Annotated in this window: 10 protein-coding genes; 4 read left to right on the top strand and 6 right to left on the bottom strand. The window is 38.5% G+C overall.

Annotation, left to right across the window (positions count from 1 at the left end; translation table 11 throughout):
• Nucleotides 1-48 precede the first annotated feature (48 nt).
• The gene (locus tag IQ259_RS14300) at nt 49-528 is read right to left on the bottom strand and encodes a hypothetical protein (RefSeq protein ID WP_193885796.1); all 480 of its coding nucleotides are present in this window, start codon (nt 526-528) and stop codon (nt 49-51) included.
• Between the two features lie 215 nt (nt 529-743).
• Between IQ259_RS14300 and IQ259_RS14295 the strand changes: the two genes are divergently transcribed.
• Nucleotides 744-2,039, top strand: a complete 1,296-nt coding sequence (locus IQ259_RS14295; protein WP_193885794.1) for a hypothetical protein — start codon at nt 744-746, stop codon at nt 2,037-2,039.
• Nucleotides 2,040-2,069: 30 nt separating this feature from the next.
• On the opposite strand, the gene IQ259_RS14290 is transcribed toward IQ259_RS14295, so the two are convergent.
• The 3 genes from IQ259_RS14290 to IQ259_RS14280 all read right to left on the bottom strand — a co-directional run bounded on the left by IQ259_RS14290 (nt 2,070) and on the right by IQ259_RS14280 (nt 7,546).
• Entirely contained in the window at nt 2,070-3,215 is a 1,146-nt protein-coding gene (locus IQ259_RS14290; protein WP_193885792.1) for a SpoIID/LytB domain-containing protein, read from the bottom strand.
• A 157-nt stretch (nt 3,216-3,372) separates the two neighbouring features.
• Nucleotides 3,373-5,121 carry a ShlB/FhaC/HecB family hemolysin secretion/activation protein gene (locus tag IQ259_RS14285; RefSeq protein ID WP_193885790.1) on the bottom strand — a complete coding sequence of 583 codons (1,749 nt, stop codon included), beginning with the start codon at nt 5,119-5,121 and terminating at the stop codon, nt 3,373-3,375.
• Nucleotides 5,122-5,206: 85 nt separating this feature from the next.
• Nucleotides 5,207-7,546 carry a CHAT domain-containing protein gene (locus IQ259_RS14280; RefSeq protein WP_193885788.1) on the bottom strand — a complete coding sequence of 780 codons (2,340 nt, stop codon included), beginning with the start codon at nt 7,544-7,546 and terminating at the stop codon, nt 5,207-5,209.
• Between the two features lie 428 nt (nt 7,547-7,974).
• On the opposite strand from IQ259_RS14280, the gene IQ259_RS14275 reads away from it, so the two are divergent.
• From IQ259_RS14275 to IQ259_RS27580, 3 genes are read left to right on the top strand one after another with little or no spacing between them, the layout of a single operon-like run.
• Complete coding sequence (locus IQ259_RS14275; RefSeq protein ID WP_193885786.1) at nt 7,975-9,273, top strand: P-loop NTPase fold protein; 1,299 nt, start codon at nt 7,975-7,977, stop codon at nt 9,271-9,273.
• A 48-nt stretch (nt 9,274-9,321) separates the two neighbouring features.
• A complete protein-coding gene (locus IQ259_RS14270) occupies nt 9,322-14,772 on the top strand; it encodes a tetratricopeptide repeat protein (RefSeq protein ID WP_193885784.1) in 5,451 nt (1,816 codons plus the stop codon).
• A gap of 37 nt (nt 14,773-14,809) precedes the next feature.
• Nucleotides 14,810-14,941: a hypothetical protein gene (locus IQ259_RS27580; RefSeq protein WP_255525388.1), complete on the top strand. Its 132-nt coding sequence runs from the start codon at nt 14,810-14,812 to the stop codon at nt 14,939-14,941.
• 24 nt (nt 14,942-14,965) lie between these two features.
• Here IQ259_RS27580 and IQ259_RS14265 read toward each other — a convergent pair whose 3' ends face one another.
• Nucleotides 14,966-15,154: a hypothetical protein gene (locus IQ259_RS14265; protein WP_193885782.1), complete on the bottom strand. Its 189-nt coding sequence runs from the start codon at nt 15,152-15,154 to the stop codon at nt 14,966-14,968.
• Nucleotides 15,129-15,372, bottom strand: a 244-nt coding sequence (locus tag IQ259_RS27185; protein ID WP_228014540.1) for a hypothetical protein, incomplete at its 5' end; no start/stop codon positions are given. The genes IQ259_RS14265 and IQ259_RS27185, both read right to left, overlap by 26 nt.

Here is a 15,372-nt window from a genome sequence, read left to right as displayed (position 1 = left end):
TCAAGAAAAATCCAGGAATCAGAACTTAAAATTCTGACTCCTGGATTTTTACTTTTCAGGCGATTTTAAAGCTTGATCTAAAACTTGCCGAGCCTGTTCTGCTTTACTACGCGCTTCTTGGTAACGCAGATTTGCCTGAGCAAAATTTTTAAGAACCTTAAAACCTTCCTTGAGACGAGTAATTTCCTCTTCGCTTACTGAATTATCTGAAAACAGAACATCAACAGCTTGGCGAATTTCTAATGCTTCTGTGCGTGATTCTTGCACTTTTAGCTTCAATGTAGCCAAGTTACTTAACACCTGAACAGCTTGAGTAATGGCATCCTCACCGCTAACAGTATCAATAGTTGATTCCTTAACTTCAATTAATTGTTGAGGGCCAAATCCTTCTTCTAATTCTGTGGGGAGCTTACCAGCATCCATCAGTTCCATCAACTGATCCATTGCTTTATCACGAGCTTTGACAGAATCTTTGCCAGGAACAGTGAGGATAATTTCTGGGCTTTGGGCGAGAGTGTACTGAACCATATTTTAGGGCAGAAAATTTGCTGGTTAACCAAGCCAAGGACAATAATTTTAGCATGTAGAGAGTGAGGATTAATATCTATGAGAATGAAAAAGTAATCATTCTTTTGGCTGATTTTGTTACACAACTAAGAATTAATCAGCACCTGCTCAAGCTACCTAAAATAAAACTTTATACTGGATAAAGATAGAGTTAATTTCAACAGGAGGGGAGAGCAATGGCTCCCAATCCCACTATCATGAAGGCTGTGGAACAACTGGGTTATCGAGTTACCATTGGTGATGTGGCAACCCAGGCAGGATTAAATGTTGCAGAAGCTGGACAAGGTTTATTAGCTTTGGCATCTGATGCTGGTGGACATTTACAAGTAGCAGAATCAGGTGATATTGTTTACCTGTTTCCGCAGAACTTTCGAGCGATTTTACGTAATAAATATTTGCAGTTACGGTTGCAAGAATGGTGGCAAAAGGTTTGGGGGGTTCTTTTCTACCTAATTCGCATTTCCTTCGGCATTTTTTTAATTGTTTCGATCGCCCTGATTACTATTACCATCATAATTATTATTACCGCTGCTAGTTCCGATCGCGACAGTGACAATAGAGGTAGCAGTAGAGGCGGTTTCTTCTTTTTCCCAGATTTATTTTGGTTTTTTAACCCCAATTATGATCGTCACTACCAACAAAGACAACAAAACAGCCATCAACAGAGCGATTTGAATTTCTTTGAGGCTGTATTTTCATTTTTATTTGGTGATGGTAATCCTAATGCCAAGTTAGAAGAACGCCGTTGGCAAGAAATTGCGACTGTAATTCGTAATCAGCGTGGTGCAGTGGTAGCAGAACAAATTGCTCCCTACTTAGATGATATTGGCCCAGGGTATGCCCAAGAGTATGAAGATTACATGCTGCCTGTACTGATACGATTTAACGGGGAACCAAAAGTTAGTTCTGAAGGGCAAATCGTCTATTACTTCCCAGAATTACAGGTTAGAGCCAGCAATAAAGGTCGCCAGTCATTACCAGCTTACTTAGAGGAATTGTCTTGGCGTTTTAGTCGGGCTGGTTCTGGACAAATTATGTTGAGTGCTGGTTTGGGAATACTTAACTTTGTTGGGGCTTTAATACTGGGGAACTTGTTAAGAGATGGTACAGTTGCTGCACAGTTGGGGGGATTAGTTGCTTTTGTCCAAGGAATTTATTGGCTGCTTTTAGCTTACGGTGCAGGGTTTTTAGGTGTACCATTAGTGCGTTATTTCTGGATTCAGTGGCAGAATAAAAAAATTCTGGCGCGTAACCGCGATCGCCTGTCTCGCGCTAGGCTATTAACTAATCCAGATGCAAATTTACAACAAAAAATTGACTATGCCCGACAATTTGGCTCAGAAAATATCATTGAAAACAAAGATTTAGTATATTCCACCGAAACTGACTTATTAGACCAGGAAATCGAGAACTCTGCCCAAATTGAGGCTGAATGGCAAAAGCGACTGCAAAGTGGAGAACCTGAAGTATGAAGGATGAAATTTATCCTTCATACTTTCTTCTTACTTCGCTTTAATCGGTGTCAATGCTACGCCTTTATAATAGTGTCCCAAAATTTGCAGGTGGTTGATGCCGCGTCGAGCTAGGTTGTAAGCTCCCCACTGACTCATCCCTAACCCATGACCATAGCCCAGACCTTTGAGTTCAAAACTACCGTCTGCACCTTTGGTAACATTAAAGCGGGTACTCCTAAGTTTAAGTGCGGTACGTACCTCCTCACCTTGTAAGACTTTTGTGCCTTTGTCCCCAACAATTTTTAAGGCTTTTACACTGCGAAAAGGCGAATACTTTTCTGCAATCATCTCCTTAACATTGCCCACACCAGAAATTTTGGCGCTAATTTCCGCAGGGGAAAAACTTTTTACCCAATTGCATTCCTTGATATCTTGATCGTAGTCCTGAACAGCCCGTAGATAAGGCAGCGGATTTCCCCAAACATCTTCCACATTTTCGGTATGTCCTCCAGAACAAGCATGGAAAACAGAGAGAATAATTTTGTTGTTATGAGTTAGTACTTGCCCCGCGGTTGAATCAACTGCGGCGTAAGTGGTAGGAGATTCACTGGTTACGCCTTTATAAATCTGCCAGCGATCAGGACTAGCGCCTAAATCGTAAATGGGATTATTGCGTTGTTTTTCCCGTTCGTAGAGGGCGTAGGTACGAGCTGCGATCGCTTGAGCTTTGAGGGCTTCTTGCGGCCAGCTAGTATTCATTTCACCACCAATCACGCTGTAGAGGTATTCTTCGGCATCAACCCAGTTAACCGCAGTTAAGCCTTTTTCCGTGGGTACAACCAAAGTTCTACCTCGATACCAGCGATCGCCAATGTAAACAAATCCTTTACCCGTTGGCTCAATCCAAAATAAACCAGACTGCCACTTATCTAAAGCAATTCCTCCAGGAACTGCTTGGGCATAATATGCACTCATTGCTGGCAATTGTCCTAGAGTGCGTCCAGTACTATCCTTAACTTGAGCAGCCGTAGAACTACCGACTTTTACTTGATTAACTCCCCTCTCAATAGCCACACGTAAAATCACCGATGCTTGAGCGGGTGCAACCAAAGCAACCCACAAGAGGATACCCATCCACCAATGCCGGAATTTAAATTGAGAAAATAAAGAGCCTAAAAACAGTTGGAATTTCATGCTGATCATCTAATCACACTAGTATCTGCTTGACGTTCTAGACTATGGCATCTACCACTCAAGATGAGACACTTCTCCAACATAGGAGGTTGCCGCTTCCTATCAATTATGCACTGTATTTTTATTCTGGAACCAGAAAAGCCAAGGAGAGAATCGTTTACAACCGATACCCGACGCTGAAGTAAAAACCATCATCTTGGGCGTTTCTACCCCGGTCATCTAAGTCTATCAGGGGATATCCATAATCAAGTTTGATATCAAGCTGTGGTATGGGTTGAAATAATATGCCGAGTCCGATACCTGCGATGAATCTTTGTCGTTGTAAGGTGTTGGGATTATCATCGACATTCCAGACATAAGCCATATCAAAAAATGGGGCAATTTGCAGTGTTGAGTTACCTGATGCGTCTCGTTGTACTGTCAAGCGGTCTTCGATGGTAAATCGGACACCGTTGTCACCAGCGCGGACGTTTTGCCGATAACCCCGAACAGATTGACCACCGCCGACGATAAATTGTTGGGACGGTAACAAAGCATTAGGTGTAAGTTGTAACTCAGCTTGGGCGACTAACAAATTATCTGTACCCAGGCGTTGGACTCGCTGGACTTGTGCTAACCAACTAAAAAACTCGCCATCGGGGATAGGCTCTGGGTTGGAGGTGGCATCAAATACACCAATACCAAAACTAAATAGCGATCGCAATGCCCAAGCACCGTTCAGATCCCGAACTACATAATCCTGGCCAAATTTAATTACACGGGTGCGACTGTTACCCTCATCATCTGGCCCAAAACCAAAGGGTGTCGGCCCTGCAAAGGTGAAGGTTTGACCATTCTGCGCTGTAAAACCCAGAGATAAGGCAAATTCTTCACGAGGGGTTCTGATTAGTGGTTGTCTAAAACTAATTTCGTACAGTTGCGATTCTCCACTAATATCGAAACTCGCAAAAGGTTCTTGCACAACATCAGTATTGTTAAACGAGGTTCGCAGTTGTAACGTCCCATTCATTGGGTTGACTGGGAGGCGATAATTAAAATCAAAAATATTTGCGCCTCCCTGAGTTGTTAAATAATAGGATGCGGTAAATTCATCGCCCAGACCTGAGAGGTTACGATAACTGGCATTCACACCCAATCTTTCCGAACCGATGCTAGGGGGAGAATAATTATCAACAGTTAGGGCTGCATTGAAAGGTTGTGCTTCAGTAACGCGCACCACCAAAATACTTTGACCAACACCACTCCCAGCACGTAAACTAGCTTCAACGTTGGAAAATAAAGGGTCAACCCGGAGTAATCTTAATTGATCTTCTAATGCAGAGGTTAAAAGTGGCTTACCTGCACCTAAAGCCACACGACTACGCACATATTCAGGATTTAACCTTTTCGTACCTTGAATTTCGATTTTTTCAATCGTACCTTCAATTACCCGAATTTCTACCACCCCATTGCTAACGGTTTGGTCTACTACAATTGCTCTAGAGGTAATGTAACCTTGATCAAGGTAAATTTGAGTGATGGCATCAGCAGTTTTGCGTAGTTCTTCTACCGTGACATCACGCCCTTCTACTGGCTGAACAATAGATTGAAATCGCTCTGGACGAAAAACTGTACTCCCTGTGATGTTGATTTTATCCACCCGAATAGTTTGAGAACCCTCTGTAGTCGGGGTTTCTGGAGTTAGAGTTGGGGTTGGCTGTATGGGAGGTTGTGATTCTGGTGGTAAGGGTTCTGGAGTTGTTCCTGGCTGGGTAAAACGGTCTTGATTGGGGTTTCCTTCTGGATTTGGTGCTTGTGCTAGTGATGGAAAAGTTAAAAGTCCAAAACTAAAAATCAAGCTAGTAGATAGCCAATATATGTATTTTATCAGTGAAACAAAATGAATTGGAGACTGTAAATTTGGCATTTTAAATTGCGACTATAAAAAATCAATCCTATGTAAGATTTATTGTTTCTGTTTTTACGGTGATATATATTTTTTTTATTATTTTTTAACGTACTTCTCCAATTAAATTAAACCCTGCCCAATATTTTGGATTAGGGTATTGCTGCATTGTTGCTAACATAGCCTTTTGTAGGGCTTGAGCTTTATTAGGGTTCTGCTTTAACTGGCGATAAAATTCAGTAGTTAGTACAGTTGTTGGTGTATCAGGTGCTGCCCACTGGGAGACAATAACACTAGGAACACCAGATGTCATCAGTGCTAAAGATAAACCAAGTACACCGTTGCCCATACTACCATGCCAGGTTTCTCCAGCACTGAGAAAAGCCAACCTAGCACGTAAACGTTTACCTTTTGGTTGAGTATACAAATTGAGAATTTCACTGGCGGTGAGGAGTCCGTTATTCTCTCCAGCTAAGGCGATTCCTCCTGGGATACCTTGTCTAATCACATCATCTAAGACACCATAAGTTGCTAGATGAATTATTTTGGCCTTGGGTAATAAAGGTAAGATAGCTGCTTTTGTTGCTTGGCTACCAATTAAAGCTTTAGTTTTAAAGAAATCAGCAATAGCTAAAGCTTCTTGTTCAGTATTTATAAGTTGTGGTAAAGGTTGGGGTGCTTCATTAATTGCGCGAGCAATTTTCGGCATGGTAGGATTGCCCACAACAACAACTTTACTTCCACCTGTTTTACTCCGTTGTTCTTTGGCTAACTTTAGTATTTCAATTGCTGGTACAGTTGATATTGTATGTTTTTCAATTAAATATTTGCCAGAAATATCAACCAAAGCCGGGAAGGGAACAAACCATAACTCATCTTGAGGAATAAAAATGATTTGGGATTTTTCTGGTAATAAATCAGCAATAGGTTTGATTAATAGTTGATGTAATTGTAATAAGGGATTTACAAGTTGTTTTGGTTGATTCTCTTGACTGTTTAAACCGAGATAATTAGGGATATTACCAATTACTTCTGCGATAGAATTAATTGGAGCAATTGTATTTTCATTATTCGGGTTAATTTTGCGGAATGTAACTTTACCTGTAGGCTGAATTACCCAAACATATAACCCATCATCAGGAATAATTGCATATTTTACAAGCGTAGATTTTTGCTGTTTGGCAATTGTTTGGATTTCGGTAATTGTGGGTAATGTAATTGATTTAGTGGCAGTTTTTAAATTATTATCTTTTGGTTCAGTAGCTAAACGCATTCCTAATAATTGTAAGAATGCCATAATGCTACCTTGTTCTGCTATTTCTAGTGCAGCTTCCGGCTGATTTTGAGTAATCAAAACTTGTTGTAGAAAGCGATATGTATTGGCTTGTTCAGCAGCATAATCAACTGTATTTCCTACATTTAAGCGCAGAGATGTCCAATTTTTAACACTTTCTTCTAGAGTAGTTTGAGCATCTGTTAATTTACTAGATTTTAGATAAACAAAAGCTAGATTATTTAAAGCTATCCCCTGAGCATAATTATCTTTATTAGTTTTAGCTGAGGCTAATTGTTCTTGATATAATGTTATAGCTTGATCGTATTGTCCTGCAAAAGTATAAGCTCGTCCTAGTTGTCTAATCAACTCAGTTTTTTGAGATTTTTCGGTAAGTTCTAGCTGTTGTTGGTAGAAAGCGATCGCCGCCTTAAAATCACCTTGAGCTTCATAAGTTTCTGCTATTTGTTTAAATGTCAGATTTACTAGGGAATTATTGCTTAATTGATTAGCTAATTTTAACTGTTGTTGAGAAATTGTGATCGCTTGAGAATATTGCCCTATTTTGCGATAAGTTGCGGCGATATTTTGTAAGGAATCAATTTGTAATTGATAGTTATTATTTTCTCTAGCTGTTGTTAACTGTTTTGTATGAAAAGCTATTGCTTGTTTATACTCTGCTGCGGCATCATGTTCTAAACCAACATTACCTAAAAAAGCCGCTGCTCTATCTGGATTACCAATTTCTTTTTTAAGTGCGGCTGCTTGTTCTTGAATTTTTTTTGCTAACTTTTCATCGCCAATAGTGATATATGTATTGCTGAGTTGTTCTAAAATTTGGACTGTAATTCGTTGATTGTCAAAATTTTGGGTTAGCTGGAGACTTTGTTTGTAAAAAGAAATGGCAGTTTGGTATTTACCTAGAGTAAAGTGAATGTCACCCAAGCGAAATAGTGTATTGGCTTCACCAGTGCGATCGCCTATTTGTTGATATATTTTTAATGACTCTTGTAAGGATGCTAAGGCGGCTTTAAATTGTCCGTTGGTTAGTTGTCGGTTGCCGAGATTTAATAGTAAATTTGCACGGTATTGTTGTGCTTCGATTGGTTTGGCGGGGAGGGGAGGGAAGAGGAGGAAGGTTAAGATGATTGTGAGAAATAAATTAGGTTTCATGGCATAAGTGTTGAATACTGTACAAAAAATTACATTAAAAATGTAAAAATTACTGAAATTGGCGCTCTATTTAACGATATCTTAGTTTTTTTTGTGAAAAGATATCTGAATATTAATGCTGTTCAATGGAGATGGTTATTTTGGCTATTATGCAAAACTACCGGAAAAAGTTGACCGCATTGCCAATTTACTAAGTTTGTATAACAAATGGCAAGCTCGATGAAAATCGCTTTTTAAGCATCAACTATCTGGAGTGAAGGCTAAAATGCCTGATTTTGCGTCAAACAATCACTATCCGAAATTTCATTTTCAGCGTCAGGTATTAAACTTCTAAAATATTCCTAAGTATTACTGGTGACTGCCCATCTACTGCATATACTGGCAATAATGAGTTTAATCAAAACAAATCTTTCCTATTTGGAAACAGTATGAGCAATACCAGGTTTTGGCGAGATGCTTACCAATTATTTAAACCAGAAGAACCTTTAACTACACCTGAAGATTTAAAGCTTTTTTACGTGCAGAGAGAAAATAGCCCAGTAGATAAGCTTGTTAGCTTGCTAGAAATGGAAGACGATCCAGCAAAATTTTTACTAGCAGGTCATCGAGGAGGAGGTAAAACTACTGAACTGCGAAGATTAGAACAAAAATTAGCTGACATCTACACAGTTGTTTGGATTGATACGCAAACATCCCTAGACAGATACAACATAGGCTATGCAGAAGTCGTCGTTTTGATTGGCTTACAAATCGCTCAGGCTATTCAATCTAATTGGTTATTTAAAAAAGATAAATTATTAGATGCTCTTTTAGATAGCTTAAAAAGTGTAGTTTACGAAGATAAAGGAAGCCAAAATGAAGGTTTGGGAGTGCCAGAATTTATAGAAAAGGCAGGTATAATTCTCAAACGTGGTTTAACAAGGGAAGTGACAAAAACACTTAATGTCCGTCCTGTTTTGAGTCAAATTATCACCAGAGTTAATAATATTATTGAAGCTGCGGAAAAAGAACAAGAACAAAAGTTACTGATTGTTGTTGATGGATTGGATAGGCATGATCAAGTAACAGCATTGGAGATGTTTTCTAGTCCTCTATTGATAGAATTAAACTGTCATATTATCTATGCTATTCCTATCTCTTTGCGCTATTCGCCGAATTTTCGCCAGCCAATGGAAGCATTTCAAAAATGTTTGGATTTGAATAATCCATCTGTTTTTGAATCTGATAATAATTTGTGTCCAACCAGCAATCCTGATCAAAAAGGTCGAGAAATTTTAATTAATGTCATTAACAAACGTTTGGGAAGTTTAGGCGATAGTCACAAAGGTTTAGTTAACCCTGATGCACTGGAATTAATCTGTGAAAAAAGTGGCGGAGTGATGCGAGATTTAGTCAGATTAGCACGTACTGCCTGTGAAATTGGGTTACGGAATAAGTTGAGTTTTGTAGATTTAGCCACTGCACAAGAGGCAGTACGCGAAGTAAGGCGAGAATACAATTTAAGCGATTATCACTATCCTGAATTAGATTTAATTCATCGCACTGGGAAACTCACAACTAAAACCCATAGTTTGCCTAGTAAGGGTGAATTTATTATCTGTGACGAACTTTTACAAAATAAATTAGTTTTAGGTTATTACAACTCAATGCAAGAATCTTGGTTTGATATTAATCCTATTTTAATTGAGGATTTAGAACGCTGGCAGGCTGCTAATAATAATCTTTAACAGCAGAATTTTCTAATTGATAATTACTATTAAATGCTGGTGTTGTGTATGCTTGATCAAGATTCTAACTACTCTCTCAGCGAAGCAGACAAAGCAGAATTACAGAAATTAGTCAGCGTATTGGAACTTTCCAGTGGGACAACAATTATATTTGCGATCGCACCAGAAAGTAGCCCCCAGCATCCTGTTATCAAACAGCTAAAAGAATCATTAGCTGTCAGCGAAGAACAGTTTGAATTTACTAACTTTTTTTATAGTCAAAACTCCTTCCATAATTTTCTGTATAGCTTAGATGATCATCAACATCAAAGTCTAGAAACTGGGCGCAAATTGGTAATGGCATTTGGAATTGACCAATTACCAACACCGCGTTTAGTAAAAGAAATGAGGCAGTTAAATTTAGGCAGAGAAGAACTATTTGGGAGAAATTTATGTTTGATTTTGTGGCTAAATAACATCGACTTTTTAGATGAATTTCGTCAGCGTGCGCCAGATTTTTGGGATTGGCGAGGAAAGATAGTAGAATTTGAAACACGTAATCCTTTGCTTTATCCCTATTTAGATTGGCTGATTGCCGAAAATTCCTATTTAAAAATGAGTGGTGTAATGCAGGTGAATCGTCAAGTCGATATTTTTCTTGACCAAATTTATGTTTCCCTGCAAGCACAATGGCGACAACAAGTTACAGATACTTCTGAGCGCAGTCAACGGGAACTAGAGGCGTTAACTATACGGCAAGCTCAGAGTAGTAGTAGATTAAAAGAAATGGGTTCTAACCTTGATAATTGGGATGAACCATACTATTATGAACCACTGCCGGAAGTACCAATATCAACATTAGTTTCTAGCACTAAAACCGTTACCCAAAAGGTAGATTTATCTGAAGCGGTGCGGCAGAATTGCTATAGCGTAATTTTAGGCAGTCCTGGTGCGGGAAAAACAACTCTGCTGCGTTATTTAGCACTACATTTTGCTATTGCGAAAAGAGATGAATTGGAAACAGTCATTGTTGAAGATGATGCTGTTGAGGACAATGATAAGAAAGAGTTAGGTAAAACTTTGTTACCTATTTTCTTCCGCATTGCTGATTATGCAGAAAAATTAAAACAACAACCAGAGTTAAATTTACTAGAATATTTGTGTCAGTTTTACCGCCAATGGGAAGCGCATTTTCAAGCAGAGGTAGAAATAGGAAATGAGGTAGCAGCCTTACTTTTAGATGTAATGCGTCAAGGACAGTGCTTAATACTGCTGGATGGTTTAGATGAGGTATTTGACCAAGAAAGTCGCAAACACATTGTAGAACGGATTAACGAATTTGTTGATGAGTTCCCTAGCAACAAATTCGTCATTACAAGCCGGATTGCTGGCTACAGTGATGTAAAACTCAGCAGTCGATTTGCCGAGTTTACTATTGAAGATATGGACAGCGAACAGGTAGAACGGTTTTTGTATCGCTGGTGTCGAACAGTTGAAAAAGCACAGCAGCCAGATGCTAGTGAAGAGCAATGGCTAAAAAAAGGTACAGAGCAAGCACAAGAAATTTTACAGGCAGTTAAAAATGCTCCTGGTGTACAGCGATTGACGGCAAATCCCTTGCTGTTAACTATTTTGGCATTGATTCACCGCAATGGAGAACGGCTACCCAACCGCCGCGTGAAACTGTACGAATTGGCAGTACAAACTTTAACCGAAGATTGGCAACTTGGTAAAAAATTACCCGATGCGCCAAGGGTGGTGTTAAAAGAAACTGAGGTAGTGGAACTTTTAGCACCTCTGGCATACTGGATGCACGCAGAAAAGCCTTCTGGTTTGGTAACACAAGCAGAAGTAGAAGAGAAACTAGCAGCTAAGTTAGCAGAATTAAATGATGCTGAACCTGAATCTGATTCTGTGCGTCAAGCGGTAGGCGAATTTTTGCGAAAGGTGCGAGAAACCACAGGGTTATTTGTAGAAAGAATGCCTGGTTTTTATGGCTTTATGCACCTGACATTTGAAGAGTATTTTGCGGCTCGTTATATTGCAGATAAAGAACAAAGTGAGATTTTGGAATTAATTCAAAAACATCTAAATGAGCCACGTTGGAATGAGCCGCTGTTACTAGCTTTGGGATATTACGGGAGTCATTTTTCGACGCAATTTAAGAAATTAGCAGAGAAATTATTTATTAATATTGAAGATTATCAACCAGTTTTGCAGCATGGCGAGATTAAAATCAAGAGTTCTGCATCTGATGATGGCACTATTGTTTACTTAAAGCAGGATAAATCAGCAAATAAGTTGAAGCAAGCAGAATTTCAACTGAGAAATTTGCTGTTTGCAGGCCAAGTGATTGCTGAAATTGAAATTAATAATATTGTTATTCGCAAAAAGCCAATAAACAAGTTAGTCATTACTTATCTTGGTATAGATGCTGATTTTGAGGATGATATAACTAAGCAAATACTGAGGCTATTGCGTAAAATTGAACTTTTTTGCCAAAAAGGTGAAGTCATAGATTTATTGAAACAAGCCTCTAATGATTCAAATTTATCTGAAGAAATTCGGGTTAAGGCAAGAGCAGCTATTCTTTATATTGCTTGTGGTGACTCTACAGGATTAGCTGATTGTGTCACAGAAATTGTTAACCAATTAGAACCTTCTCTTTTTTGCAGTATTAGAGAGTTGGTTAAAGAATTGGGTGATGACATGACACCTAATCTTGAAAATACTCGCCAGCATTATCATCTTGATGAAGATTGCCAAACAGGATTAAATTTTCTCACAGCAATGTCTTATCTGCGTAAGGATAAGTATGATAAAGCCATTGAAATGTTAGAATCGTTAACTGACAACTCAGATAGCAGCTTTAGTGCTTATATTGCTTGGTCTTTAGCTACTTGCTATCAGGAGAAAGAATCATTTGAACAAGCAGTTTCTTATTATCAAGAATGTTTTGAACAATTGGCTCAATATATCGAGCCAGCAGCGTTTCTAATGTTTTGGAGAAACAGAGGTATTTGTCATAGATTACATGGCAAATATGAACAAGCTTTAGATTGTTTTCAGCGAATGCTTACTATTAGTAGAGAGATTAATAAACCACAAGATGAATCATTAGCTTTGTATGATATAGGTATAACTTATCAAGGTTGGGGTAAGTACAAACAAGCAATAAATTACTATCAACAAAGTTGTGAATTTTATCAACAATTAGGTAAAGATAATAGTGTAGCTATCCTATGTTTTTGTCTGGGTGATTGCTATCGGGAATGGGGAAAATATCAGCAAGCTATTGAGTGTCAAAATCAAAATTTAGCTATTCGTCAGCAATTAGACGACCATGTGAATGTGGCTGATGCTTATCGACAATTAGGATGGATTTATCAAGAATGGTGTAAATATGAACAAGCAATAGATTACTATCAAAAAAGTCGCGAACTTTATCAAAGATTAGGTAAAGATAAATATGTAGCTACTCAATGGGACTGGATGGCTTTTGGCTACAGGCGATGGGGGAAATATGAGCAAGCTATTGAGTGTCAAAATCAAAATCTAGCTATTCGTCAGCAGTTAGACGACCATGTGAATGTGGCCGATGTTTATCGGCAATTAGGATGGATTTATCAAGAATGGTGTAAATATGAACAAGCAATAGATTACTATCAAAAAAGTCGCGAACTTTATCAAAGATTAGGTAAAGATAAATATGTAGCTACTCAATGGGACTGGATGGCTGATTGCTATCGAGAATGGGGTAAATACGAGCAAGCTGTTGAATGTGAAAATCAAGACTTAGCCATTCGTCAGCAACTTGATGACCAAGTGAATGTTGCAAATGCTTACTGGCAATTAGGCAGGATTTATCAAGAATGGTGTAAATATAAACAAGCAATAGATTACTATCAAAAAAGTCGTGAACTTTATCAAAGATTAGGTAAAGATAAATATGTAGCTACTCAATGGAACTGGATGGCTTTTGGCTACAGACGATGGGGGAAATATGAGCAAGCTATTGAGTGTCAAAATCAAAATCTAGCTATTCGTCAGCAACTTGATGACCAAGTTAATGTGGCTGATGCTTATCAGCAATTAGGATGGATTTATCAAGAATGGTGTAAATATGAACAAGCAATTAATTACCATCAAAAAAGTCGCGAACTTTATCAGCAATTAAGTAAAGAGAAAGATGTCGCTAATCAGTGTTACAATCTGGCTGATTGCTATCGAGAATGGGGTAAATACGAGCAAGCTGTTGAATGTGAAAATCAAGACTTAGCCATTCGTCAGCAACTTGATGACCAAGTGAATGTTGCAAATGCTTACTGGCAATTAGGCAGGATTTATCAAGAATGGTGTAAATATAAACAAGCAATAGATTACTATCAAAAAAGTCGTGAACTTTATCAAAGATTAGGTAAAGATAAATATGTAGCTACTCAATGGAACTGGATGGCTTTTGGCTACAGACGATGGGGGAAATATGAGCAAGCTATTGAGTGTCAAAATCAAAATCTAGCTATTCGTCAGCAACTTGATGACCAAGTTAATGTGGCTGATGCTTATCAGCAATTAGGATGGATTTATCAAGAATGGTGTAAATACGAGTTAGCCATAAATTATTATCAACAAAGCCATGAACTTTATCAACAATTAGGTAAAGATAAGGATGTAGCTAATCTCTGGTTTTGGCTGGGTGATTGCCATCTAGAATGGGGGAAATATGAGCAAGCCATAGATTTTCATCTCCAATATTTAAAGATACTTCAAAAACTAGATATTCAACCATTAGTGGCTTTAGCTTATAACCAGCGTGGCAAAATTTATCGAGAATGGGGCCAATATGAGCAGGCAAATAAGTATTTTCAGGATAGTATCCGTTTTTACCAACATCTAAATCTATATTTAGATGTTGCTTGGGCTGTGAGGAGAATGGGTTACAGTCAAATATTATTATCTAAAACTTGTCAGACTAATGTAGAGTCACTCACATTACTTACCCAAGCTGAAGAAAATATTCACCAAGCTATAGAAATAAATACTGCAAATAAATATCAAGGAAACCTTGCATACGACTACACTATTCTTGGCTTACTCTACTCACAATATCTACGCCTTTTACCTAACGAAGATACATCAATTTCAGAAAAAATTGCCTTATTTAAAGAATATTATCGTAGAGGCTTAAGCTATCTTGATGAACTAGGGCAAATAGTCGATAAAGCTGAAGAATTGCTCGATATGGCTCGTGCTTACCTAGAAGTAAAAGCCTTGGAAGACCTAAATCTTAGTGAACAAATTGCTCAAGAATGTCTGCAAATTTTTCAAGAGTATAACCGCCGTAAACTAGAAGCTTCTGCACACAAGTTGTTGGGTGAAATTTACCTCAAACGTAGCCAAAAAAATCAGCCAGGTGCAGAAATAATTGCTACTCAGTTTTTAACCAACAGTTTGCAAATTTACCGAGATTTGGATTTACAAGAAAAAGCTGGGGAGGTAGAAGAGTTAATAAATATATGACTCATATTATGTCCGGTAAATTAGTTGTGATACGTCATTGCGAGTGGAACGACGCGATCGCAAGGACTCTGCGATTACTACCCTGCGGGAAGCCGCTACCGCGTCTACACTTCGCTATCGCTACGTACCCTACGGGAAGGCTTATACCTACGTAATGACAAGTTTTTAGTCGAAAGTGATATGACACAGTTTTCTAACCAAGTCCTTCAGAGATTTTATGCTCTAAATGTTCTAAATATTCGTCCACTGTACTGGTTTTTCCTTCATTCCGCAGACGTAGAGCCATTGCGTGTATTGCGTCTTCGTCATCTCTGTGAGCCAGGATGTAAGCTCTTAGTTGCTTGATAGTCATCTGCTCAAAATTCGGCTTCGGTTGATTCATAGTTCACTTTTCCTTCTGGGCTGACTGATACTTCTATTTCTTCGCCAGCAATAATTATTAAGTCGCCTGTTCTCCTGTCAGTGGTGACTAACCCTGTTGTGTCACTATCGCGGTAGTATAAGGATGTAAAAAGCCCAGAACGAAGACACAGAGCATGGTAGAGCCTCGTCCACCCAAACAAACCGTCAAATTTGTGGATGAATATTGTCTTTGGTATA

The organism is Fortiea sp. LEGE XX443 (assembly GCF_015206815.1).
Lineage (GTDB): Bacteria > Cyanobacteriota > Cyanobacteriia > Cyanobacteriales > Nostocaceae > Nostoc_B.
Note: the sequence above shows the minus strand (reverse complement) of the source record. Positions and strands in the feature narration are given on the sequence as shown.

What these genes read in the sequence shown, in the direction of transcription:
- IQ259_RS14275 (WP_193885786.1), top strand. Translation starts at nt 7,975, where the DNA reads ATGAGCAATACCAGGTTTTGGCGAGATGCTTACCAATTATTTAAACCA.
- IQ259_RS14280 (WP_193885788.1), bottom strand. Translation starts at nt 7,546, where the DNA reads ATGAAACCTAATTTATTTCTCACAATCATCTTAACCTTCCTCCTCTTC.
- IQ259_RS14285 (WP_193885790.1), bottom strand. Translation starts at nt 5,121, where the DNA reads ATGCCAAATTTACAGTCTCCAATTCATTTTGTTTCACTGATAAAATAC.
- IQ259_RS14270 (WP_193885784.1), top strand. Translation starts at nt 9,322, where the DNA reads ATGCTTGATCAAGATTCTAACTACTCTCTCAGCGAAGCAGACAAAGCA.
- IQ259_RS14290 (WP_193885792.1), bottom strand. Translation starts at nt 3,215, where the DNA reads ATGAAATTCCAACTGTTTTTAGGCTCTTTATTTTCTCAATTTAAATTC.
- IQ259_RS14295 (WP_193885794.1), top strand. Translation starts at nt 744, where the DNA reads ATGGCTCCCAATCCCACTATCATGAAGGCTGTGGAACAACTGGGTTAT.
- IQ259_RS14300 (WP_193885796.1), bottom strand. Translation starts at nt 528, where the DNA reads ATGGTTCAGTACACTCTCGCCCAAAGCCCAGAAATTATCCTCACTGTT.
- IQ259_RS14265 (WP_193885782.1), bottom strand. Translation starts at nt 15,154, where the DNA reads ATGAATCAACCGAAGCCGAATTTTGAGCAGATGACTATCAAGCAACTA.